Raw genomic sequence first — 23,534 nt, 5'->3', positions numbered from 1 at the left:
CCTCCGCACGACCCGTACCGATGTCCCCTCTGTCTGACGCGGCGGCGGTGCGCGGTGGTTCACGGTGAACCTTCCGCGGGGCCCCGCGCGTCGAACCTTCGGGGAGACGAGAGGAGCGTGCGCCGGTGGCCGACCTGGTGCTCGACTACGCGCTGCTGCATCAACTCGCGGGCAGCATGCGCGAACTGAAGGCGAAGATCAGAACGGACGTCGAGACGGGTTCCCGGCGTGCGGTGGTGACGTCGAACGGCGCGGTCGTCAGCTCCGCCCAGGTGGGCAACGCATCGGTGTACGCGGCCCTCAGCGCGTTCTTCTACGCCTGCCACAGCCCGTTCAAGGACTCGATGGAGCTGCTGGACAAGCTCGCCGACAACTTCGACGGAATCGCCAAGGCGTTCTTCGACGTGGACGCGGACTTCGGCGGCAAGGTGAACACCGCCCGGTTGCAGGCCCACATCGGCCAGTGGCAGGCGGACACCAAGGCGTACGAGCACTACCTCGACATCAAGGACAAGAACGTCACGTTCCAGTACTACGACGAGAACGGCGACCTGAAGACGGCGACCATCCCCCTGTGGAGCGGCCCGCCGCCGCCCGAGCCGGGCGCCGTCCCGACCGAGATCGACGGCACCGGCACGGTGGGCAGCAACCACACCACGGCGAAGCTGGACGAGGACGGCAACATCGTCTCGGAGACGACGACCGTGCAGTCCGGTGACGGGCTGACCTACACCGAGACGACCGATTACACGTACGTCGACACCGACGGCGACGGTGTGCCCGACGTCGTCGACTACACGTCCACGATCACGCACTCGGACGGCAGCACCGAGACGATCGAGAAGAAGACCGATCCGGACGGCTCCTACGTCGTGACGTCGAAGACCGACGAGGGCACCACCACCAGCACGGTGACGCCGACACCGGACGGCGGCTCGCACAACGTCACGGTCGACACCGAGGGCGAGACCACCACGACCGACATCGTGGTCACCGGCGACGGCACCGGGACGAAGACCGTGGTCGGCCCGGACGGCACCGACGTCTACACCGGCAACCCGAAGACGGGCCAGTGGACCCTTCAATCGCACGAGGATCCGCCGGCCGAGGACGACGACTACTACTACAACTATCCCGTCTGACCCACTGGAGCACACATGCCCAACATCACCGTCGACTTCGAGAAGGTGAACGCGGTCTCCACCAACCTCAACCAGGTGGTGTCCAGCACCGTGCCGCGGCTCACCTCGCTGCAGAACGCCGTGGCCCAGCTGCTCACCAGCGACGGCGGGCTCTGGCTGCAGAAGTCGAGCCCCACCCTGAGCGCCCAGTACAAGGAGTTCAACACCTCGGTCACCGCCGCGGTGCAGAACATCACCAGTTTCGCCCAGCAGTTCCAGAACATCGTCGCGCAGCTGCGGGCGATGGACGACGCGATCACCCAGTCCAGCTCGGGCAGCTGACCGGCCGGCCACCGCACACAGGGAGACACCATGGCAGAGGTAAACGTCGATTACGAGGCCGTCAAGAGCGTGGCGGCCCGCCTGACCTCGGAAGGCAGCGAGATCTCCGGCGAGCTGTCCACGTTGCAGGCCAACGTCACCGAACTGCTGACCAGCCAGGGCGGGTTGTGGCTGCAGCAGTCCAGCCCGGTGATGAGCGCCCAGTACACCGAGTTCAACGCGTCGCTGACCAAGGCGATCGCCCAGCTCGACACGTTCGCGCAGAGCTTCAACATGATCACGAAGAACCTCGCCGAACTGGACGCGGGGCTGGCCAAGCCGTCGAGCTGAGACGACCGGCGCACACGACGGCGCCCCCGGCTCGGTGGAGCCGGGGGCGCCGTCGTGGCGTCAGCGCAGCACGGTGTGCGGGATCGCCACCGAGCTCAGCGCCCCGCTCGCCGGGTCCGGCACGTAGCCACGGCCGGGACGGCTCCCGGAACGCAGCAGCGCCGGCGGCACGCGTACCCCGACCAGGTCACCCTCCAGCGTGGACTGCGGCGCGAGCAGGACGCCCTGCCGGGATCGGCGGGCCTCGGCCATCCAGCCACCGAGCGCCTGGGTGAGCGTCTCGGCCGTGCCGGCGTACGCCAGACCGATGCCCCGGTCCCGTCCGGTCGCCACCACCTCGCGCAACACCTGGTCCACCGGATTCGCGAAGCCGAGCAGGTCGACGTCGTCGACGAGCACCACCACCGGCCCGCCGGCCGCCGCCACCGCGGCGGTCACCACCGCCGGGTCCGGTTGCGGTCCCTCGATCACCTCGGCCCGGCCGTGTACGGACAGCCTGCGCAGCGGTGACTCCCGTGGGGTCAGCACGACCAGCGCGGTACCTCCGGCCAGCAGGGAGACGGCCAGCGTGGCGAGCGTGTTGCTGCGACCGGAACCGGGCGGCCCGGCGATCAGGAAGGCGCTCTGCCGGCCGGCGAAATCGACCGGCACCGGCGCCGCCGCGTCGCCGCCGAGGCCCAGCAGACCTCGCAGCGGACCCCGCTGCTCCTGCGGCACCTGGGCGAACGCGTCGGCGAAGGTGACCGTCGAGGGCAGCACCGCGACCGGGAACGGCCGGCGCTGTGCGGGCACCGCGCTGTCGCGGGCCCCGCTCCGCGCCGCGATCCGGCGCATCGCCTCGGCCTGAGCCTGCCCCGACGGATCCGCGGCGAGCAGGGCCACCTGCAACTCGGCCCGGTCCACCGAACTCCAGCCGCGCCCCGGCGGCACCACCTCGGGCACCCGGCGCGGGTTGACGCCCATCGAGGCGTAGTCGGTGCGGTCGGTCATCCGCAGCATGATCCGGTGATCGTTGAGGCCCGCGGCACGGCCGGAGATCAACCCTCGCTCCGACGACATGACCAGGTGCACGCCGGCCGCCGGGCCCTCCCGGAGCAGACCGAGGACCAGCTCGTACAGGCGGCCGCCGTCGTGCTCGGTGAGGACCGCGGACAACGAGTCCCAGCCGTCGACCAGCACCACCAGGTGTGCCGGGCGTTCCGCTTCGGGCAGCACCGCCCGCAACTCGTCGAGACCCGCGCAGGAGTGCCGGCCGAGCGCCTCGTGGCGGCGTGCCGCCTCACCGCTGAGCCTGGTCAGCAGCCGCTCCAGCCGTTCCATGTCGGCGCGCGGCACCACCGCGCCGCAGTGCGGGAACTCGGTGAGCGCCGCCATCGCGCCGCCGGCCGCGTCGATCGCGTACAGGTGCACGTCGGCGCAGGAGTTCCCGCGGGCCAGGGCCGAGGCGAGGGTACGCAGCAGCTGCGAGCGCCCGGAACGGGAGGCGCCGAGCACGTACAGGTGCCCCAGCCTGGTCAGGTCGCAGGTCAGGACCCGCTGCGCCTGCTGTTCGGGCAGATCGGCCAGCGCCCAGGGCACCGGCCGCAGCCCGCCCGCCGGGCGTTGCGGCGCCGCCAGGTCGTCGAGCAGCACCGTCGCCGGCAACGGAGGCAGCCAGGGACTGGGCTGTGGTTCGCAGCCCGCGTCCCGGGCGGCCGCACCGATCGCGTCGACCAGCACGTCCAGGTCGGTGGGGGCCGGCTCGTCGCTGTCCGGCGCGTCCTCCGGGGCCTCGGCGGGTGGTGGCAGCGCCCGGCCGAGGCGCGACCAGGGCAGTTCGATACGGGAGACGGGCAGGACCGGGCGGGCCGCGTCCTCGTCACCGGAGCCGTCGTGGTGGACCGCGCCGGCGTACGCGGTCTGAAACGGGACCGTGGACCGGTGCGCGAGACGCACCAGCGCACGCCCGGGAACCGTGGCGGGGATCAGCGCGGCGTCCGGCACGTCGATGACGTCGCTGCTCTCCATCGGGTCGGTGACCCGCAGCGCGATGCGCAGGTTGGTGTTGGCGCGGATGTCGCCGGTCACCACACCGGCCGGGCGCTGGGTGGCGAGGATCAGGTGGATGCCGAGCGACCGGCCCCGCTGGGCGATGCTGACCAGGCCGGGGATGAAGTCGGGCACCTCCCGGGCGAGGGTGGCGAACTCGTCGATCACCAGGACCAGCCGCGGCACGGCGGGCAGCTCCGGGTCCCGTTGCCGCATCGCCCGGTAACGGGGCAGGTCCTTGGCGGCGACCCGGGCCAGGATCTCCTCCCGGCGGCGCAGTTCGGCGCTCAGCGACTCCAGGGCGCGCGTCACCAGGGCGCTGTCCAGGTCGGTGACCATGCCGAGGGTGTGCGGCAGGCGTACGCATCCGTGGAACGCGCTGCCACCCTTGTAGTCGACGAGCACGAAGGTCAGCTCGTCCGGCCGGTTCACCGCCGCCAGCGACGCCACCATGCTCTGCAGCAGCTCCGACTTCCCGGCGCCGGTGGTGCCGGCGACCAGCGCGTGCGGGCCGTCGCGGACCAGGTCGAGCGCCACCGGCCCGTCGAAGCCGGCGCCGATCACGAAGGTGGTGGAGGCCGGCTGGGCGGCCCAGCGGGCGACCAGGTCCTGCGGGCTCGGCGGATCGGCGCCGAGCAGGGTCAGCAGGCCGGCCCGGTCCGGCAGGCCGGCGGACTCGTCGGGAGTCACGTCCCGCAGCGGCGCCATCGCCCGGGCCACCCGCTCGCACCATGCGGGGGTGACCGCGTCGGGGCGTACCGCGCCGGCTTCGGGCACACCGGTCTGCCGGACGGTGAGGCCGTCGGCGTCGGCCCGTACCACGGCGGTGCACTCCTCCGGCAGCAGCCGTTCCTCCGCGTCGAGGCAGACGGCGAAGACGCGTACCGCCGGGCCGTCGGTCAGCACCTGCACCATGCCCGGCACCTCCCGCAGCCGCCGGGCGCCGTCGACGATCAGCAGCACGTCGGGTTCGGTGAACATCACCTGGCCGAGCTGGGAACCGCGGGCCTTGACCCGGGCGGTGATCAGCGACACCAGCTCGGCGACCCGGTTCGCCACCGTCTCCGGGTCGTTGCCGACCAGGCTGTACGGTCGCCCCGCGGGAGCGCCGCCGTCAGCGGGGCGGCTGTGCGGCAGCCACCGGATCCAGCTCCACCGGTCCTCCCCGCCCGGTTCGGTGAGCAGGTGCACCCGCAGGTCCCGGGGGCTGTGCAGCGCGGCGGCCTGAGCGACCAGCCAGCGCGCCACGGCATAGCTGGTCCCCGGATCCCCGGCGAGGCCGATCACGCCGCGTTCCACCAGGTCCACGGTGATCGGCACGTCCGGTACGGTCCAGCGCAGGTTCCGCTCCCCGTCCGGGCGCGCCGGGTCCTCCACCTCGATCAGCGACGGCTGATCGGTCGTGCCGACCCGCAGGACCAGGTGGTCGGGGTCGCGGCGGCGCCGTTCCCAGAGCCGGCGGCCGGGCCCCACCACGGTGCGGAAGACCGTCGCGGGGTCGGGCGACGCCGCGCAGCGCGCAAGCCGCTCGTCACCGACGGCGGCGGCGAGGGCACGCACCTGGGCGGCCCGTTTCACCTGATACTCGGCCAGGTCGGTGCGGTACTTACGGCGGCCGCTGCGCCGGTCGGTGTACCAGCTCGCCAGCGCCAGGATCGGGCTGAACGCCATGATGACCAGATAGAACAGCGAGTCGAAGACCAGGACGAACGTCAGGCCCATCACCATCGGCGCGAGCGTGAGCAGCACCGGGATCGGGCGGCGGCCCGGTTTCACCGGAGGAGCCGGGAACCGCTGCTTGGAGAAGAGCAGCGGCGGCACGATCCGCGGCGGCCGGTTGAAGTCGAGCACCGGTACGTCGGTGGCCGCGGTCACGGCCGCGTCCGGGGCCTCTCGTTCGACCAGCCGCAGCAGCGTGCCGGCCACCGCCAGGTCCGTGCCGGGTGACCAGCGGTGGGCGCCGTCGCGGCGGTCCTGCGGCGGCACGGCCACATCGGCGGCGTCCGGCGGTCGCGGGACGGCCAGCCGTACCCCGCTGTCGTCCGCGGTGGTGACCCAGGCGTGCCCCTGCTCGTCCACGGTCAGCCGGGCGCCGTGCCGGGGCAGGCCGGGACCGCCGGGGTCGATGGCGCAGCCCGGGGCGGCGCCGATGTCGTGGGTGCCGAGCCCCACCGGCCAGATCCGCCCCGCGGCCGGGCCGCCGACCGCGTGCACCTCCAGCCAGTGCACGCGGGCGTCGCCGGGCAGCTCCCGTACCGGTCCGTCCGGGGCCGGGGCGCCGACGCCCACCCGCACCCCGGAGAAGAGGCCGGCCTCGCTGACGGTCCGGCCGGGTTCCAGGCGCCCACCGTCGAGGTACAGGCCGGCGTCACCGTCGACCTGCTCGGCGAGCGCGTGCACGGGGGTGTCCACCTGGACGTCGAGCGCGACGTCCCGGGTCTCCTCCGGTGAGACGAGGGTGAGCAGCGTACGCATCATTTCTCTCCGGGGCGGGCGGTGACGGCGTCGAGTCCCACGGCCACCGGGATGGCCGTGCCGATCTCGGGTTCGATCAGGTCGTCGGCGGCGGGGCGGGGCGGAGGGGGGACGGGTTGCTCGTCCGCCCAGTTCGGTACCGGCGCCGGCGGGGTGGCACCGGTACCGGCGTCGGGCCGGCCGTCGCCCGGGCCGATCATCAGGCGGGACGGCAGGCGAGCGCCGCGCGGCGGATCACCGGACGGCGGGCTGTCGGCGGATCCGGCCCGCTCCAGGCCCGGGCCGACCGGGGCGGCGTAGGCGTCGACCCCCAGTTCCGGCGCGACGACCCGGCCGGCACTGGTGACCCGCAGCCGCCACCGGGAGCCGGGGAGGTAGCCGGACACCAGTACCAGCAGGCCGCTGTCGCGGGCGGTGAGTTCCGCGATCCGGGCCGCGCCGGACGGCTCCGGGGCCCGGCACACCAGCACCGTACGCGTACCCACGGTGACCGGGCGGTTCCGCAGCTCTCGTAACGCCTCGTCGAGAGCCGGGCCGTCGTCGGCCACCCTCAGGTCGCCGACACGCGTACCGACCGCCGTCCGTAGCTGCGCCGTGATCGCGGCGGCGAGCCGGGCGGCCGGGCCGGTGGCCCCGTGCACCGAGACGACCCCCGGGCTGCGGGCCAGATCCAGCAGCACCAGCTCGTCCCCGGCGACACCCACCAGCACCGGCAGCGGCCCGGTCTGCCCGTGCTCGCCGATGATCGGCGGGCCCGGGACGTCCGGGACCTCCGGGGCCTCCGGGAGCGGCGGCAGCGGCCCGGTGGCCTGCCAGCGGCGCGCGCCGATGGCGCGCCACGGGGAACCGGCCGGCCCGGGCTCGGGCAGGTCGCCGGGTCCGGCCAGACCCACGCCGAAACGGCCCTCACTCAGCATCACCTGATACGGCCAGCAGTCCGCTCTGTCTCGGACGGCCCGTCCGGCCGACACCAGAACCGTGCCGGCGTCCGCGACCGGATCCCCGGCGGTGAACCGGTCGGCGATCAGGCGGACGGCACGGCGCAGACGGATCAGGTCGACGGCGGGCGCGGCCAGATCCCGTACCACCGCTTGCAGGAAACGACGGGCACGCCGCAGCAGGTGCCGCAACCCGTACCGGCGGTCGAACCAGCGCAACGCGACCACCAGCAGGATCACCAGTTCGGCGACGGCCAGGCCGATCAGCAACGGCTGGCGATGGTCGTCGAGATAACGGCCGATCTCCGCCCAGGTCGGCATGCTCACACTGATCCCCTCCGACGGCACTCCCCGATGTGGAACTGACCGCTCCGGGCGCGCGCACCCGTCGATCATGGGGATGTTAGCGACGGCCATCGTGGTACCTCTCACGGCATATCCGCAGGTCAGGCCGACACCCGAGGGCTAGAACCGACCTTTGCGGACGGTCATGAAATCTCGGTGACCAAAGCCCTCCGGCGTACCACGACGATGTTCACCGACCCGTCACCCAGGACGGGTGATCTTGTCGATCACGCACGCCTACGGTCCACTTCGCACAGAACCGGCCGATCACGGCCATGGCGGACCATCGGAGGATCCCGCTCGTGACGCTCCACCCGGTCGCGGCGGCCACCGCCGGCGACGTCCTGCGCACCACGCTGCTCTGGTCACTGGCCGGCGCACTGGCCCTGTCGATGCTCGTGCTGGGCCTGCTCCTGCTGCGCCGGCAACGGCGGGCCCGGCTCCGACGGGTACGGGCCACCGACAACCACGACGACCCGTTCCGCACCGGCGGCCTGCCCGTCCTCGCCACCCCGAACCGCCGGCGCCTGCGCCTGCCCCGCGGCGCCCGGCCGCGTATCCGTCCCCGCACGGCCGCTGTGGCCGCCGTCCTGCTGCTGGTGACGGCCGGCACCGCGCTCTGGTGGGGACGCGACACGGACACCGCCGCACCCGCCGCCCAGCCCGCCGCCGCCTGCCCGGACGTACGACTGCGGGTCGCCGCCGCACCGGAGATCGCCCCGGTGGTGCGGCAAGCGGCCCGCACTCTCGATCCCGACGGCGGCGAATGCGGGCCGATCACGGTCACCGCCGAGGAACCGGCGGTCACCGCCGAGACGGCACAGCGGCCCGACGTGTGGATTCCGTCGAGCAGCGCCTGGCTGCGGATCGCCGCCGCCGACGGCGCCACCTACACCACCGAGGGCGACCCGCTCGCCCGCTCCCCGATCGTGCTGGCCGGACCCGAGAAGGCCGCCGAGGCCTACGCCCGGGACGGCAAGACCTCGTGGGCCGCGGTGGCCGACGGCGCGGTGCAACAACGGATCACCATCAGCGCGCCGGACCCGCTGCGCACCACGGTCGGCCTCCTGTCGGTGCACGCCATCAACACGGCGATGAACCGCACCACCCCGGACACCGGCATCGCCAAACTGCGCGCCCTCACCCTGCGCAGCCGGCTCGCCGACGCCGCCGCCGACCCGGCGACCCTGCTTCAACGGGCCGCCACCGGCGCCGACGTCGGAGTCTTCCCGGTCACCGAACAGCAGCTCCAGGCGTACCAGGACGGCGAACACACCGTCCCGCTGGTCGGCGCGGCGCCGGCGGACGGGCCGATCGAGGCGGACTACCCGTACGCGATCTCCCCCGCCGTGACCGACCGCGACCTCGCCGCACGCCTGCGGCAGGCGATCAGCGGTGAGGCGCTGACCGCCGCCGGTTTCCGCACCCAGGCCCAGCCCGGCATGCCGGCCCTGCCGGAACGGCCGGACGAGATGCTCACCGAGGCGGTGCACTGGTCGCAGTACCGGACGATGAACTTCCAGGTACTCGTTCTGGTCGACGCCTCCGGCTCGATGAACGAACCGGTCACCGACAAGACCGGCCGCAAGACCACCAAGGCCGCCCTGCTCCGCGAGACCGGGCTCAACGCGAGCCGTCTCTTCGGCAACGACACCAGCGTCGGCATGTGGCTCTTCTCCACCCCGTCCCCGGCCAGCCCCGCCCACGTCGAGACGGTCGCTCTCGGCCCGCTCACCGAACGCGTCGGCGGCCGCACCCGCCGGGACCTGCTGGCCGCCGGCATCAACGGATACCGGGCCGCCGCCAACGCCGGCACCCCGCTCTACCGGACGGTGCTGGACGCCTCGGCCGCCATGCGCGCACGGGCCAAACCGGAGACCATCACGCTGGTCGTGGTCCTCACCGACGGCAAGGACGCGGGCTCACGATTCGCCATGTCCGGTCAGGCGTTCCGGCAGCAACTCGAAACCACCCGCGACCCGCAGCGTCCCGTCCCGATCATCGCGGTCGGTTACGGCGCCGACGCGGACATGGCCGCCCTGACAGTGATGGCCAAGGCCACCGGCGGAACCGCACTGTCCGCGAACGATCCGGCCGACGTCGCCTCGGCCATCGCCAAGGCGTTCCTCGCCGCCCACGCCCCGAGCTGACCGGAAGCCGGAGATCCGGCCCGCCCCGGCATCAGCCCCGCACGCTGCGCCCGCATCCTCACGGGCGCGGCGGAAGGAAGGGCTGATGAGCATCAGACCCTCGGTGTCCGTGCCCTGCGGCCTTCAAGCGCTGATGGGATCTACGGGAGCGGCCCCTACCCGGAGCGGCGCGCGGCCTCCTCGAACCGCACCGCCAACATCGCGGGCGCGGCCACGGAGAGACTCGATCCATCCACGAAATCCAGTGTGAGCGTCCCTTCGGGATCACTGACGCCGACCGCGGCCAGGGCGGTCCGCGGGCACTCCCAGCGTGACGTCAGCGGCGGTAGCGGATCAGGTTCGGCCCGGCCCAGCACCCGGCGCCCGGCCAGCCGCAGACGGTCGGACAACGCCACCGGGCGAGCATCCGACGGCACGGCGACGGCACCGAGCAGAAGCAGGCGGGTATCGGTCAGCGCCAGAGCCCCCGCGGTTTCCGGGTCCGGAAGATGCCGATGCAGCTCACCAGCCCGCCCTTCGGGCACACGCGCGGATCTCATCGTCGCGCCGGCGCCTCCGAAGCCGAGCAGTCCTTCGGGCGCACCCTGCCATCGGCTGATCCGGGCGATCGTCGACAGACCGGACTCCCGGGCCACCCATAGTGCCGCACGGAGCGTCTCCCCCGCCTCCAGATGCTCACCGACCCGTAGCCGCAATTCCTCCTGCAGCCGCGTCACCAGGTCGCCTTCCCGCATGCGAAACACCCCGAGAAATCGAATCTATGTTCATGTAGCTACCGGGCTCGGCGTCCGCCTGGGCCACCTTCTCCCGCCCACACCGGAGACGATTCTGCCCCCACCACCACTGTCGGCCGCCCTGAGGACCGTCACCACGGATCGTCGGCCGTCGGCGTGCCGGATGTCACGGGGCGGCGACGGACAGGGCCGTGTTCAAGTCGTTCCAGCCGGTGCGGGGGCGCCACACGCCGACGTTGGCGAGACGGATCGCGTACGCGGCATTCGTCGACTCGCCGTTGATCAGTGGTGCCTGTGTGGCCAGATCGGCGACCGGATCGGGCATGTTCAAGTGAAGGCGGTACGTGCCCTTGGGGGTGGGCAGGACGAAGCTCGCCGACAGGGTGACTGTTCGTCCCGGCGCCCAAGTACGCGTGTCCGTCGTCACCTTCACCACCTTCGTCACGGCACCGCTCAGAATCAGCTGCACCGGCCGGTTCGCGGTGGGAGCCGCGTACCCGGTGTTGGTCAGGGTGATCCGCACGGTGGCGCGCCGCCCAGCGATCGCGCTGATCGGTGTGGTCGTCCGAGACACGTGGATGCGGTATCCGAGGCGGCGGGCGGCTTCCGCGCGGCCGGCGCTCCAGGAGTCCAGGACACTCTGGTGGAAGTCCGCGTTCAGATAGGTGAAGTGGTATCTGCTCAGCTCGGTCGACGCGTTGCTCCAGTCGGTGCGCGGGCGGTTCAGCTCGCAGGTCTCGCCCCCGGTGAGGCTTGAGCTGCTCTGTGTGGCGAGCCAGTCGCGGTCGCCGGTGCGGGGGAACGTGCCGTGGTCGTCCGTGCCGGCGAGGAAGCAGTCGTTGTGAACACCGATGCGGGCCGCCTGGGCAGGCCGGAGACTGTGCTCCACGCGTTGCTTGACGGCCGGATAACGCACCTGTATCCGGATCGACGCGGTGGTGGACTCCAGCAATGTGCGCAGCACCTGTTCCCGGGCCGCCCAGTCGGCGTCGCTCAGCAGCCAGGGACGGGCCGGGTCGCTGACGAAGTTGTCGGTGTAGTACCACTCCCCCCAGCGGCCGATGAAGCCGGCCTGCAACGCCTGGATGACGCCGGCATTCTCGTTGAGCACCGGCGCCAGCTGGCGGATATGCCCGGTGACTCGGGCCGGCGGCGCGTCGGCGGAGGAGGAACTGCTGTAGGCGAACCGGATGACGAGTTTGACGCCGGCCGCGCGGGCGGCTGACAGGTCGCCTCTCAGTAGGTCGAGGTCGACCGGGGCGAGGTCGTCACGGTCGCGGTAACCGTCGAGGTAGAAATAGCGGAAGATCAGGGTGATGCCTTCCGCCTTGCGTTCGTTGGCGAGCTTGACCGGGTCGAGGCGCTGGTAGGTCGACGGGTCCCCGCTGAGGCGCGTCTCGCTGTAGCGGTAGAAACCCCGCTCCGGGTTGCCGACGATGTCGTCACTGGCAGCCAGCGTGACGACCTGCGTGGCGAGTGCCGCTTCGGCTCGGGCGGGCGGGACCGTTCCGGTCGTGATCAGTACGAGCGTGGCGAGGGCGGTGACGATGCGTCGGTGGGCGGCCATGCCCGTACGGTCGGCCCACGGGGAAGAGTCTGAGCGTCCCCGGCGGCGCGCTACGCATCGGGAACCCGACCTCTACCGTTCTGCACCCGACCGGCAGCCCGGACCGCCCCGGGCCCGGCGATAGAGGACGCCGTGCCGCGGGGCGAGTCGCACCGTGGCGGGCGCTGCGGCGCCGGTGTCGGTGACGAGCCCGGCCGGCACGGGGAGCGTGACCGGCCGGCCCCCGGGCCGGTCGATGTGGGCGGCGGCCCAGCCACCGGTGAAGGCGCGGTGGCGGACGCCGCCCTTGCGCTGAGGTGCGCCGGTCGGTTCGCCGAGATCCCAGCACAGCGCCGGCACGTGCGGTACCCCGTTGTACTGGTCGTGACCCGTGGCGGTGTAGCTCGTCCCGGGTCGGCCGCCACCGAAGATCCAGAACATGGCGAGGCCGAACAGCACGTTGGGATGGCGGTCCGTGCCGTCGGAGGCGGTCCGCACCACGGTGAGCCCAGGTCCGTGCAGACATTCGGTCTGCGCGAGCACGTCGGGGGTGTCGAGGTGCTGGTCCGGGCCCCAGGCCAGCCACACCTCCTCGTATCCGCCGCCGAAGGCGGCATGGCGCTGCCACCGGCCCGGCTCCCGGCGAGACTCCGCGATGTTCGGCACCAGGATCTTTCCGATCCTGTTGAGCGCGCGGCCCGCGCCGGTGACCAGTTCGTCGAGAGCGGCGCGCAGACCGGTCAGGTCGCAGCCGTCACCGAACGGAAGGTCCAAACCGTAGTAGTCGTCGAAAACATCGTTGTCGGCCATTACGCCATCGAAGACGGAATCGCGGAACTCGGCCGCTACGTTGGCGATCCACCGTTCGCGGTATTCCTTCATCCAGACAGCCATCTGCCAATGTCCGGAATATCCCGCCCACTCGATACGAGTGCCATCGGCACGGTGGGCGAAAAGGTGCTCGCCGAGGTTCTCCGCTTCCCGCCAGCTCAGCCCGGACGTGAAAAACGGGCCTGGCTCGTAGCTGCGCGTGGACGACAGGCACTTGTACGCCAAAACGGGCATATCCGGCCGCGCAGCCTTGAGCCGGGTGGCGACCTCCACCTCCCAGGGCTGCAGGATCGCCGATGCGTAATGTTCGGCCGCGAATGCGACTTGATCAGGTGTAACGGGGCCTCCATACCGGATCCACGCACCGTACCGGCGTCGCATCGTCAACCATCCTGAGTTAGCGCGAAAAAGGAAACTCTACGAACCGCTCTTCCGAACGCAAGTCCTGAACGCACAAACCCACTGTTCGCGTGAGACGCGTATCACCATGAATCACTCGCGTGGCTTAAGCCGGAAAAAGCTGGAAGTGAAACCGCAGCCCGCCACCTTCCCCGTGCGTTTATGCATCCGGGGAGGACTTAATGAGATCACTAGGCGTCTACTGGCGGCACACTGCCGGCATGGCGATCGCCTTCGTGCTGGTGGCCACGATCGCCGTCGTGCCCATGGCCCGCGGCCGTGACCTGGTACGAGGTGTGGCCGAGCAGGGCCGCGCGGCCGCGATCACCGTGGCCGTGCTGGCTCTGGCCGTGTTCGTGCTACGCCGCAGCCGGCTGTCGAAGGCGGGACTGCGGCTCGCCCGCGATCGCGGAGCGCACCTGCTGCTGCACCTGTGGCCCGTCGTCACCTTGACCGTGGTTTATCCACTGGCCACGGCACGAATGGCCGGGAGCCGGCTGGGCGGCGTCGAGTTGAGCACCTTCCTGCTGGCGGTGGCCCTCACGCTTCCATGGCTGCTGCAGGGCGTGTGCATGCCGCTCTACCGGTCGATCGGCTCGCTGGTCCACGGCCGCGGGGGCACTACCGCTCTTCGCGGCGGCTTCTGCGCTGCCCTGCCCGCCGCCGCCCTGCAAGCCGTGCCGTTCGTTCTTCTTTCCGGCGTGCCGCTGCTGCTGCTCCTGCGGTGGAGCCTTCCGGCGATCGGCGCGTACTGGCTGCTGATGGCGATCAACGTGCTGTTCGCCCACTCACTGGTTCTGGCGAACATCACTCGTGACCGGATCGGCTGGGTGATGGGCTGGTCGGCATACGCCGTCAGTGTGGCCGTCGTCCCGACCTGGTGGTGGCTGCCCCCGCTGGCCGGGCTGCTCACCCAACTGGTTCCGCTGCGCCGGCATCTGCTGACCGCGCCCGAATGGAGCAGCTTCCGGAGCAATCTCGGGGATGTCGGCCGAGGCCTGCTGCTGGGCGCCGTCATGTGGGGCGACAAACTGCTCTACTTCTACCGCTCCGACGGAGACATCCCGGTCGTCATCCTTTTCGTCGCCTCGCTGCCCGCGGTCGTCGCCTACAACTTCTACTTCGTCTGCCGCGCCCCGGATTTCGACGCATCCGTGGGACGCCTGCACGCGGCCCTGGAAAAGGAGCCGCTGCACAACCTGCGCACCTATTCGCGTGGCGTGCACCAGGTCGCGCTCCGGTCGCAACGGGACACCGCCGTCGTCGGCGGGATCCTGGTCTTCCTCACCTCCATGCTGCTGTGGTCGTCCGCCGGCTCGGAACACACCAGCCTCGTCGGCGCCGTCTCCGCCGTCTCCTGGATGTGCGTGATGATCTCGATCGCCTGCTACAAGCTCGACTACGCCGGCGACAGCAGGTCGGTCGCGATACTCGGCGGCCTCCACCTGCTCGCCTGCGTCGCTCTGTTCGCGACGCCGCTACCGGCCGCTCCGCTGTACATCGGCATCCTGTGCGCCGACGCCGTCACGTTCGTGATCGCCCTACTGCTGTTCAACCGCGCCTGGCAGGCCCCGGAACACACCCTGTTCTGGCGCCGAGCCCTGACCTGGTAAACCCCACCCCTGCATCTGCTCGGAGGCTCATGTGTCCTACCCGGGAGAACTTCCCGCCGTCGACGTCGCCATCGTCATGGAGTCGACCTATCCCTACCTCAAAGGCGGGGTGTCGGCGGTAGTGCACGACATCGTGACGAGCAATCCGGAGATCACCTACGGCATCATCCACCTCACCTGGGACTCGGCTGCGCCCAACACCGATCTGTACGGGATGCCCGACAACGTGCGGTGGGTCCACCCTGTCTTCCTGAGCATGCAGGAGCACCGCGGCACCTTCATGGCGCTCACCCCCAAGGCCCTCGGCATGAACGCTCGTGAACGCACGGCACTCGCCGATCGACTGTTCGACGCGTTGCATGCCATCACCGAGGGTGACATGGAGCCGATGTGGCAGATCTATGACGAGGGCATGAATCCCCGCACCCGCCGGTACCCGGTCTGGGCGCTGCTCGGGTCCCGAGAGTTCCTGCACGTGCTGCAGTCACGGTGGGGCGCGCTGGGCCTGTCCCTCTCCGAGACCTTCTGGCTCATGCGCGAGTTCTTCTCGCTGTCGTACGCGTTGCTGGCCGACGACATTCCCAAGGCCACCGTCTACCACGCGCACACCACCGGATACGCGTCTCTGGTCAGCGCCGCGGCATCCCGTCAGCACGGTGCCCGGTTCCTGCTCACCGAGCACAACCTGTACGTGCGGGACACCGTCAACACCCTCCTGGAGCGCAACATGGCATTGCGTGTACGGGGGGACGACTGGCGACGACTCGACGTGACCCCGCACCAGCGCGCCTGGATGGCGTGGTGGATCGAGATGGGCCGGTTCTGCTATCCCAGTGCCCACCACATCACCTACCTCTACCCGGACGCCGTCGAGGAGGCGCGCGATCTGGGCGCGCCGGTGCGCGACGACATGATCTCGATCGTGCCCAACGGCATGGTGGTCCGGAAGTTCGACGACGCGTACCGGCAGCGGCTGGACGCGCTGGAACGGATCATCCGGGACGACCGGCGAACGTGGCGGTTCGCGTACATCGCCCGTGTCGTACCGATCAAGGGCCTGTTGGAGTTCATCGACTCGGCGCGTCTGCTGCAGGAGCGCGGATTCACCAACTGGACCCTGGACATCCTCGGTCCGACCGACCACGTCGAGCCCGGCTACCTGCAGCGCTGCCTACGGAAGATCGAGGCGTTCGGCCTGCAGGACCGGTTCGTCTTCCGCGGCACGGTGAACGTCCCCGCGGTGATCGGCGACTTCGACCTGCTCGTGCTGCCCAGCTTCAACGAGGGGCAGCCGATGGTCGTCCTGGAGGCGATGACTGCCGCCGTGCCGACGGTGGGCACCGAGGTCGGCGGCATGCGACAGCTGATCGGTGACCGGCTGGTGCACCACACCGGCCGCAGCTGGGACGCCTGCGGCAGGCTGGTGGACCCCGCCGACATCGTCGGCGGCATGGCCGCCGCCATCCAGGACCTCATGGAAGACCTCGAGAGCTACGAATCACTGGCGCGTAACGCACGCGGCCGGGTCGAGGACTTCTTCCAACTGCACGAGGCCATGGCGCTCTACTACCGCCTCTACCGCGCGTTGCCGGGGCTGCCGGATCGGTGGTCTCCCGGCAGGGCGACACAGAGCGCCACCGTCCGGGCATCCGGGGTCGCCAGAGTACCCAGGTCGTCCGTCCCCCGAGGGCGACACAGCGCCGGCCCGCCCCTTACGGCCTTCCACGATGCGAGGAGTGTGTAGGTGAAGGTCCTTGTCACTGGCGGTGCCGGTTTCATCGGATCGCATCTCTGCGCGAAGCTGACCGGCCGCGGCATCGACGTCCGGGTACTGGACGACTTCAGCACCGGTCGCTGGCGCAACCTGGTGAACCTCCGGGTCGAGGTGGTGGCCGGCAGCGTCACCGACACCACGACCGTCGACCGGGTCGCACGGGATGTCGATGCCATCGTGCATCTGGCTGCCGTCGCGTCCGTGCCGGAGTCGATCAAGTCGCCGGTCCGGACGCATGATGTCAATGTCACCGGAACGCTCAATGTCCTGGAGGCGGCCCGGGTACCCAATGCTCACGTGGTCGTCGCCTCCTCCGCCGCGGTGTACGGCAACGCCTCGGGCACGGTCGGGGCGCCGTTCTCCCCTCCACGCCCGCTCACCCCGTACGCCGCGAGCAAGCTCACCACCGAGACCTACGCCACCAGTTGGCAGGAGAGCTACGGTCTGCCCACCCTTCCCCTGCGGTTCTTCAACGTCTTCGGCCCGCGTCAGTGGCCGGGAGACGCCTACGCCGCAGTCGTCCCCGCCTTCGCAGCCGCCGCCGTATTCGGGCAGCCGCTGCTGATCCACGGGGACGGAGTACAGACTCGCGATTTCATCCCGGTCGATACGGTCGCGAGCATCCTCGCCGACGCGGTGGAGGACCGAGTCACCTCACCAGCACCCATCGATGTAGCGCACGGCACGCGTACCAGTCTGCTGGAATTGGCGGACATTCTGGAGGGGATCCTCCAGCGTCGGCTGCGCCGGGAATTCCTGCCGGCACGGGCCGGCGATATCCGCCACTCCTCCGGCGACGGATCGGCGCTCCGGGCGTTGTTCCCCGGCCTGCCCCCGGTGGACCTACACGCCGCCCTGGGGGAAACGGTGGCGTGGTGGCGGACGCAGCCCGCCACCGGGTCGACCGACAGCTCCCCGAAGGCGGGCGTTCAGGCCGCCTGATCGACTTCGCGAACGTACACCGCGGCTGGTTTCTTCCTCTTGGATCAAAGCCGTCGGGTACGGCGTGGAGCCGGTCGAGCAGTTCGACGAGGTCGAGGGTGGCTTGAAAGGGAGCGCCCACAGCTTGTCGTAGCGGGTGGCCATCCGCGCCGCGCTGGCGCCGGTTGAAGCCGCGTTCGGCCTGATGGCGCCGACTTGTCGGCATCAGAATCGAACGCGGGCGACCGGCCGCCGTGACGGCCTTCACGGGGACGCGGGGGTTCGTCAGGTGCCGGTCCAGGTCTCGCCAGGGACGCCGGACAGCAGTCACGCGGTGATTCTCGGACAAGCCTAATCAGGTGTTCGTTTTCCCCGGTGCGGTGCATTCCTCAAGGTCCACCCAACTACCTATTTCGCAGTGATGAACAATCCATGAAGTTCGCATGCGACAGTCCAATGTGGCGTGTGCAACATCACAACGGCGCGAGCGCATTGCCCAGATCCAACGAAAGATGTAACTTTCAAAAGCGTTTTCGTGATTCAAGGCGGTTCAAGCTTCAATTCTGCCTCAGTTAGCGAGGAGTTTCCGTGCGCAAAAAGATGTTGTCATTTTCGATGGCAGCCGGACTATTGGTCGGCGCTGGAGGATTCGCTGCTCCCGCCCTGGCGGCCACCGGAAGCGGTGGCGCAGTGACCTGTGGGCCTTCTCAGCAGGTCAAGATCACTGGCCAGGCGTCCAGCTCGACAGCTTGGGTGTTCGCTTGGGTGAACGGCGGCGTGCGCTACGAACTCCCGGTCACCGCCAAGAGGACGGCAGCAACGGCTTACACCGGAAAGCGAGCCGTAAGCAGCTGGGCCGTTGCCGTAGGTACGACTCTGAGGTCGTACGGGGCAACCTGCGTCTGACCCGAATAGTAGCCTCGGCTCGGCCGTTCAGGCGCGTTTCACGTCAAGCCCAAGAAGGCCGTTTCTTGGGCTTGACGGGTGCCGAGATCCCTCGACTTTTCTGGTGTGGATACCTGTTGAGGTTTCCCCGGATCCCCGGGCGCACCTTGAACGGACTGCTTTCACGGGTTGCCGGTGCGAGACCGGTTGCCCGTTCCGGTCCAAGCCGGACACGATGACGGGCATGCCGACGCCTGAACCCAGCGTGCGGGAAGCCTTCGACGAGGCTCTTCGGGCCGGCGACGAGGATCGTCGCTCGGAGATCGTCTGGCACCTGCACGTCCACGGCGGGCAGCAGGCTCTCGAGGTCGCCGCCCGGTTGTCCGAGCACCCCGAACCCGCACGCCGCAAATTGGCCGCCGACGTGCTCAGCCAACTCGGGGCGGCACCCGGCCGGGCTGCGGCCGCCGGTCCGTTCCGCGACGGCGCTCTAGCGCTTCTCCTGACCATGGTGCGGGACGAGCCCGATCCGGATGTGCTCCACTCGATCACCATCGGTTTCGGGCACATCGGCGACGAGCGTAGCCTCGCACCCCTGATCAGCCTGCGCGCCCACTCCGATGCCGGGGTTCGGTACGGCGTCGCGTTCGCTCTACTTCACCGCCCGGAACCGGCAGCTCTCGACACCCTCATCACGCTGTCCGCCGACAAGGACCCACAGGTGCGCGACTGGGCCACGTTCGGCCTCGCACGCCAGGCCGACGAGGACTTTCCCCGGTTGCGCGACGCGCTGGCCACCCGGCTACACGACGACGACCTCGCGACTCGCGTCGAGGCGGTGAACGGGTTGGCCCGCCGCGGTGACGAACGGGTGACGCAGCCGCTGCTCGACCTTCTGAAGTCACCGCCCGAGTCGTCCGACCCCTGGTTGGTCTCCGAGGCGCTGTACGCTCTCGCGACCGATACCGAGGATCCCCGCCTGCGCCCCTATCTGCTGGCGGAGCGGGACCACTACCTGGACGCCCCGGCGGCCTCCGAACCGCATTGATGAATTACGGCGAGCCGCTACCGCGCCGTCGGCCGCACGGCGGTTGACTGTCCACTCGCGGTGGAACGCAAGCTACGGCGCGCCCAGAACTCGGTGTCGGCGCGCCGTAGCGATTCAGCGCACTGCTTACCGGACCTGGGCCCACTTCTTCAGGATCGAGCCGTTGCCGTTACAGCTGGCGGTGTCGAAGCCGCCATCAATGTAGTGGCTGTAGGTGTAAGTGCCGTACTTGTAGTAGACCATGCCGCTCGGGTCCATGCACTGGATCTTGCTACGGACGTAGCCGGAGCCGGCCTTGCAGCTGGAGTGCGCGACGCCCTTCGTCCAGCTGACAACCTCACCCACGCAGCCCGCAGCCTGCGCCGGTCCGGTAACGGTGACGAGCGACACGGCGGTCGCACCGGCGACGGCCAGAGCCGCCGCGGCAGCCTTGATCTTCTTCACTATTCCTCCCCCGTTGTCTGGAACATATCGATCATCCTAATGTCCATATAGGAGCAGCTGTCGATGGGGGTCGCAGGACCCGGAAGACTCACGGACGCAACCGACCCGACCCCTGAGGCGATGCCGTAGCGGACCAGCTGCGGCCGCGGGACCCGTCTTCCACCCGATCCGCGTCAGCAGTAGGGAATCTAGTCCGCATCCCCATGGCCGGGATGCTCGGCGTAAAGATCACCGTCGAACAAGCGCCAGCAGAACTCGTTCATCCGGGCGGCGGCGGGCGCGTGCCTGGCGACGACCTCCGCCACGGGCAGCGGCACCTCGGGCGGGATGTCACCGGTTGCGCACCGGCGTACCACCCGGTCGCAGGCGACGGACCACTGCCTGCCGGGTCACCGGCCCCGAACGGTCCGACCGCCCAGACAGATTTCACCGTACGAGCGTTCGCGTCATCGAAGCGTCGTGATCATCCGCATGGGAGGGATCGTCGGATCGAGGCTCGGCATCGCCGACACGGAAGCGCGTCGTGTCGCGATCCGACCACCCAGACCATGAACGCCCTGCTAGCCAAGGTTTCAGGAAGAGAGATCGATTCCAACGGAGAACTTGAAGACTGCCAAGCGCGAGCAGGCCAAGAAGATCATCCGGAATCCCGGCGCAAACCGTACGCGCGTACGTGCAAAAAGCGTCTCGCGCCATCGCGGGCGCATCAATGTCGACAAATACAAAAGGCCAGCTACGCTGGCCTTTTGTTAAGTCGGTCTGACAGGATTTGAACCTGCGACCCCTTGTTAAAAACCGCGACCGGACTGAGGTTGTCATCGGTTGTCGCAAACTGGAAATGAACTGCACAAACGCCGCGCATCGGCGATCACCGCTTATCACCAATTGTGGACTACAAGCCGGGGTTTTCGGGGGGTAAAAGGGGGACTGCTGCCACCCGGGGCGCCCACATGCTGTTGCTGTCCGGTCTGGATAACGTTGATTACGCTCTCCTGCCACCCCCACTGGCCCCACCTCGGCCAGGCTGTCGTACCACGCTGCAGCAGTCCGCCCTGCCGAAACGCTCGCCCGAGGACCACTCCTGTGTGAACGTAGTCCGATCAAGCCGCTGACCAGAAAAACGCAGATTTGGCCTGCTCAGTCGCCGTTACCCGACGCTTCTGAACGCCGTTCAGCGCTGTTCGACGCTGCTGATTTTAACCCCGCCTGCTCCCTGCCCGATCGCCGATTTTGGGAGCAGCGCCGCCCCGCCCACCCCAAACAGCCCGATTCCATCGTGGCGATGCTCCCCACCATTGCTGAGGACGGCCTCTAGCAGGACGAACATTGAGCCTTTTCCAACCTGATCTCGCAGGTCAGTCCCGGTCGCTGGGGGTCGGTGATCGATGACGGCGAGGCTCCAGGTAGGACAGCAAATCGACCAAAACCCGATGCCCCGACCGGGAGCCTCGCCATGCTGTCTTACCCGTCCACGATCTCGTTGTCCAGCCGGACCCTGAACCACCTCGCCGGCCGCATCCGCGCACACCGCCAGCAGCGCAAATCCCGGTGGAGGCGACTGACGCCAGGCCGCCAGGCCCTACTCGCCCTGGCCCACCTGCGCAACGGCGACACCTACACCCGCCTCGCCGCCGGCTTCGACATCGGCACCGCCACTGCCTGGCGCTACGTCCAGGAAGCGATCGCCCTGCTCAGCGCGGCGGCCGACGACCTGGACACTGCCATGCGGCGCATCCGACTCCTGGCTTACGCGATCCTGGACGGCACGTTGATCCCGATCGACCGGGTCGCTGATCAGAAGCCGTACTACTCCGGTAAGCACAAGCGGCACGGTGTGAACGTGCAGGTCATCACCGACGCGGCCGGACGCCTGGTATGGGCCTCGGCCGCGCTGCCCGGTGCGGTCCATGACCTGACCGCTGCCCGCAGCCATGGCATCATCAACGCGCTGACCAGTGCAAACGTCACGACTTTCGCCGATAAGGGCTACCAAGGAGCCCGTGGCAGCGTGCGGACACCGTTCAAGCGGCGCCGCTTCCGGCCGAAGCTGTCACGCCGGCAGAAGGCGGTCAACCGGCCTCACGCCAAGATCCGTGCCCGCGGCGAGCGGGCGATCGCCACGCTCAAGACTTGGAGGATCCTGGTCAAGCTGCGTTGCTGCCCACGGAAAGCGACCGGGATCGTGCAGGCCATCCTCGTCCTGCACCACGTCGAGACCAACCGCTACGCAGGATGAAAAAGCCTCATTATAGCCGGCGAGGAGCAGGCGCTCTCCGCGCCGCCGGCAACTCAGTTAAGCCCACTGGCGAACCGCGTTGGTCGCATCCGCGGTGTACTCCACTTCGACGACGCCGATAAGATCGCCATTCTCGCCCGTTGGACAGTTCATCCCGGTATAGGCACGCCACTCCCCGCACTCAGGCTTCTTGCCCGTAGCATGGACAAGCGACCCGACTCACCCTCTCCGTTTGACAGGCCCAAAGGGAAGCCCTGGACCACGAACGATATTCGACTATCGAGGCCGCGCCGCGTCTTCCTCATTCCAGATCGAGTATATGTGACCTTCTCCGTACGTCTCTATAACGAGAGCCACCGCGTCAGCTAAAGATTTTGCGACCATTTCGAGCCTGATCCCCGGCTGATCACCAATCCAGATAATCCCTTTGTACGGGCGAAATACCATAGCAGAACGATCGCTTTTATCTTTCATGTTCTAGTCACCTATACGGCGCGAGGCACGCCTGGCTATTACAGAAACCACCGATAATCACGCCGGGCTTTTGCATTACTTCCTTAATTTGCGCCTCAGACATTGAGGGCATGTCGTAAATATGCATATTTGGAAATGTTCCATATCTCGCCACGTCGTCAGCATACAGACTTGCATCAGCTTTCCTTAAACCATCCGGATAGCCATGATTACCACTTAGAATGTGGATATCATCGCCCCTCATAGCCGCATTCTCAACAATATGGTCGAAGTCTTTCTGCGCTATGTTACCACTAGACGTGAAAATCCGCCCTCCCGCTGCATTCGACGCCTCCTCGGCAAAGAAACCGCCATGCATCCCGAACTGCCCTCGCCCACCCCCTAGCTTGGAGAGGTTTGTCGCGCCGCGACCTAGACCTGACAAGGCGAGTTCAGGAAGTGCGATGGAGCTGAAGATTTCTGCGGCGTGAGTCATGATCACTGGACATTCAGCCACCCCACAGTCCCATTGGTAGTCAAAACTGTTCATGCAGCTAGTGCGACTCCAGCCGGCACTGTCGCAGATGATCATGATTTCTGCTTTTGCCGGGTCGAAGCCTAGTTCTTCGACCGCTTTCCTGTATGTGATGCAATCGCCAGGACGGTATTTGCAGTAGAGGTTGTCCTCATTGTATGTGTCGAGGAAGACCTTCTTCCTTGCCTCCCTCTGCTGCTCCACGTTGTGGTCGCCAACAGCGGAACTGCCGCCTCTAGTGCCTCCGTTGTTGCCACCTCGGGTACCGCCGCTGGTACCTCCTTCACCGCCGGTGCTACCGCTAACAGGCTTAGCCTGGGGATCTTGAGCAGGTGTCAAGCCCCGGGTTTGATGGAGAGTTGGTTAGCTGGTTTTCAGGGGTGCGA

Annotated in this window: 16 protein-coding genes; 9 read left to right on the top strand and 7 right to left on the bottom strand. The window is 68.8% G+C overall.

Going from position 1 to position 23,534, the window contains the following annotated elements; genetic code table 11:
- Positions 1-125 precede the first annotated feature (125 nt).
- From Aut01nite_RS31465 to Aut01nite_RS31455, 3 genes are read left to right on the top strand one after another with little or no spacing between them, the layout of a single operon-like run.
- Positions 126-1,142 (top strand): hypothetical protein, encoded by a 1,017-nt coding sequence (locus tag Aut01nite_RS31465; protein ID WP_043525037.1) that lies wholly within the window; start codon positions 126-128, stop codon positions 1,140-1,142.
- Positions 1,143-1,157: 15 nt separating this feature from the next.
- The gene (locus Aut01nite_RS31460; RefSeq protein ID WP_043525036.1) at positions 1,158-1,463 is read left to right on the top strand and encodes a hypothetical protein; all 306 of its coding nucleotides are present in this window, start codon (positions 1,158-1,160) and stop codon (positions 1,461-1,463) included.
- A 30-nt stretch (positions 1,464-1,493) separates the two neighbouring features.
- On the top strand, positions 1,494-1,793 hold the full coding sequence (locus Aut01nite_RS31455; protein ID WP_043525034.1) for a WXG100 family type VII secretion target: 300 nt from the start codon (positions 1,494-1,496) through the stop codon (positions 1,791-1,793).
- 60 nt (positions 1,794-1,853) lie between these two features.
- On the opposite strand, the gene Aut01nite_RS31450 is transcribed toward Aut01nite_RS31455, so the two are convergent.
- On the bottom strand, positions 1,854-6,299 hold the full coding sequence (locus tag Aut01nite_RS31450) for an FtsK/SpoIIIE domain-containing protein (RefSeq protein ID WP_204037743.1): 4,446 nt from the start codon (positions 6,297-6,299) through the stop codon (positions 1,854-1,856).
- On the bottom strand, positions 6,296-7,561 hold the full coding sequence (locus tag Aut01nite_RS31445; protein ID WP_152628691.1) for a hypothetical protein: 1,266 nt from the start codon (positions 7,559-7,561) through the stop codon (positions 6,296-6,298). Before Aut01nite_RS31445 ends, Aut01nite_RS31450 begins: the two co-directional genes overlap by 4 nt.
- 320 nt (positions 7,562-7,881) lie before the next feature.
- Between Aut01nite_RS31445 and Aut01nite_RS31440 the strand changes: the two genes are divergently transcribed.
- Positions 7,882-9,729, top strand: coding sequence for a substrate-binding domain-containing protein (locus tag Aut01nite_RS31440; protein WP_236642693.1), 1,848 nt, complete (start codon positions 7,882-7,884; stop codon positions 9,727-9,729).
- A gap of 155 nt (positions 9,730-9,884) precedes the next feature.
- Here the strand turns inward: Aut01nite_RS31440 and Aut01nite_RS31435 are convergent, their stop codons facing one another.
- From Aut01nite_RS31435 to Aut01nite_RS31425, 3 genes are all read right to left on the bottom strand, one after another.
- Positions 9,885-10,463, bottom strand: a complete 579-nt coding sequence (locus Aut01nite_RS31435) for a hypothetical protein (protein ID WP_043525030.1) — start codon at positions 10,461-10,463, stop codon at positions 9,885-9,887.
- Between the two features lie 166 nt (positions 10,464-10,629).
- On the bottom strand, positions 10,630-12,030 hold the full coding sequence (locus tag Aut01nite_RS31430) for a DUF4832 domain-containing protein (protein WP_052163703.1): 1,401 nt from the start codon (positions 12,028-12,030) through the stop codon (positions 10,630-10,632).
- Between the two features lie 72 nt (positions 12,031-12,102).
- Positions 12,103-13,221, bottom strand: coding sequence for a putative glycoside hydrolase (locus tag Aut01nite_RS31425; RefSeq protein ID WP_052163702.1), 1,119 nt, complete (start codon positions 13,219-13,221; stop codon positions 12,103-12,105).
- 239 nt (positions 13,222-13,460) lie between these two features.
- Between Aut01nite_RS31425 and Aut01nite_RS31420 the strand changes: the two genes are divergently transcribed.
- From Aut01nite_RS31420 to Aut01nite_RS31405, 4 genes are all read left to right on the top strand, one after another.
- Positions 13,461-14,852 (top strand): hypothetical protein, encoded by a 1,392-nt coding sequence (locus Aut01nite_RS31420; RefSeq protein ID WP_043525029.1) that lies wholly within the window; start codon positions 13,461-13,463, stop codon positions 14,850-14,852.
- A 31-nt stretch (positions 14,853-14,883) separates the two neighbouring features.
- Positions 14,884-16,596, top strand: coding sequence for a GT4 family glycosyltransferase PelF (gene pelF, locus Aut01nite_RS31415; RefSeq protein ID WP_063958768.1), 1,713 nt, complete (start codon positions 14,884-14,886; stop codon positions 16,594-16,596).
- Positions 16,597-17,568, top strand: a complete 972-nt coding sequence (locus Aut01nite_RS31410) for an NAD-dependent epimerase/dehydratase family protein (RefSeq protein WP_043525028.1) — start codon at positions 16,597-16,599, stop codon at positions 17,566-17,568. It begins immediately after the preceding gene.
- 1,108 nt (positions 17,569-18,676) lie between these two features.
- On the top strand, positions 18,677-19,480 hold the full coding sequence (locus Aut01nite_RS31405; RefSeq protein WP_161790635.1) for a HEAT repeat domain-containing protein: 804 nt from the start codon (positions 18,677-18,679) through the stop codon (positions 19,478-19,480).
- Positions 19,481-19,606: 126 nt separating this feature from the next.
- On the opposite strand, the gene Aut01nite_RS31400 is transcribed toward Aut01nite_RS31405, so the two are convergent.
- The gene (locus Aut01nite_RS31400) at positions 19,607-19,924 is read right to left on the bottom strand and encodes a hypothetical protein (protein ID WP_043525027.1); all 318 of its coding nucleotides are present in this window, start codon (positions 19,922-19,924) and stop codon (positions 19,607-19,609) included.
- Between the two features lie 1,453 nt (positions 19,925-21,377).
- Between Aut01nite_RS31400 and Aut01nite_RS31395 the strand changes: the two genes are divergently transcribed.
- Positions 21,378-22,160 (top strand): IS5/IS1182 family transposase, encoded by a 783-nt coding sequence (locus Aut01nite_RS31395; protein WP_043525026.1) that lies wholly within the window; start codon positions 21,378-21,380, stop codon positions 22,158-22,160.
- 481 nt (positions 22,161-22,641) lie between these two features.
- On the opposite strand, the gene Aut01nite_RS31390 is transcribed toward Aut01nite_RS31395, so the two are convergent.
- Complete coding sequence (locus tag Aut01nite_RS31390; protein WP_152628690.1) at positions 22,642-23,352, bottom strand: hypothetical protein; 711 nt, start codon at positions 23,350-23,352, stop codon at positions 22,642-22,644.
- Between the last annotated feature and the right edge of the window lie 182 nt (positions 23,353-23,534).

The organism is Actinoplanes utahensis (assembly GCF_016862455.1).
Taxonomy (GTDB): domain Bacteria; phylum Actinomycetota; class Actinomycetes; order Mycobacteriales; family Micromonosporaceae; genus Actinoplanes; species Actinoplanes utahensis.
The sequence above is the reverse complement of the archived record's forward strand: the minus strand, read 5'-3'. Positions and strand labels throughout refer to the sequence as shown.

Coding starts and splice junctions, on each gene's coding strand:
- Aut01nite_RS31395 (WP_043525026.1), top strand. CDS start 21,378: ATGCTGTCTTACCCGTCCACGATCTCGTTGTCCAGCCGGACCCTGAAC.
- Aut01nite_RS31430 (WP_052163703.1), bottom strand. CDS start 12,030: ATGGCCGCCCACCGACGCATCGTCACCGCCCTCGCCACGCTCGTACTG.
- Aut01nite_RS31460 (WP_043525036.1), top strand. CDS start 1,158: ATGCCCAACATCACCGTCGACTTCGAGAAGGTGAACGCGGTCTCCACC.
- Aut01nite_RS31425 (WP_052163702.1), bottom strand. CDS start 13,221: ATGCGACGCCGGTACGGTGCGTGGATCCGGTATGGAGGCCCCGTTACA.
- Aut01nite_RS31455 (WP_043525034.1), top strand. CDS start 1,494: ATGGCAGAGGTAAACGTCGATTACGAGGCCGTCAAGAGCGTGGCGGCC.
- Aut01nite_RS31450 (WP_204037743.1), bottom strand. CDS start 6,299: ATGATGCGTACGCTGCTCACCCTCGTCTCACCGGAGGAGACCCGGGAC.
- Aut01nite_RS31420 (WP_043525029.1), top strand. CDS start 13,461: ATGGCGATCGCCTTCGTGCTGGTGGCCACGATCGCCGTCGTGCCCATG.
- Aut01nite_RS31435 (WP_043525030.1), bottom strand. CDS start 10,463: ATGCGGGAAGGCGACCTGGTGACGCGGCTGCAGGAGGAATTGCGGCTA.
- Aut01nite_RS31405 (WP_161790635.1), top strand. CDS start 18,677: ATGCCGACGCCTGAACCCAGCGTGCGGGAAGCCTTCGACGAGGCTCTT.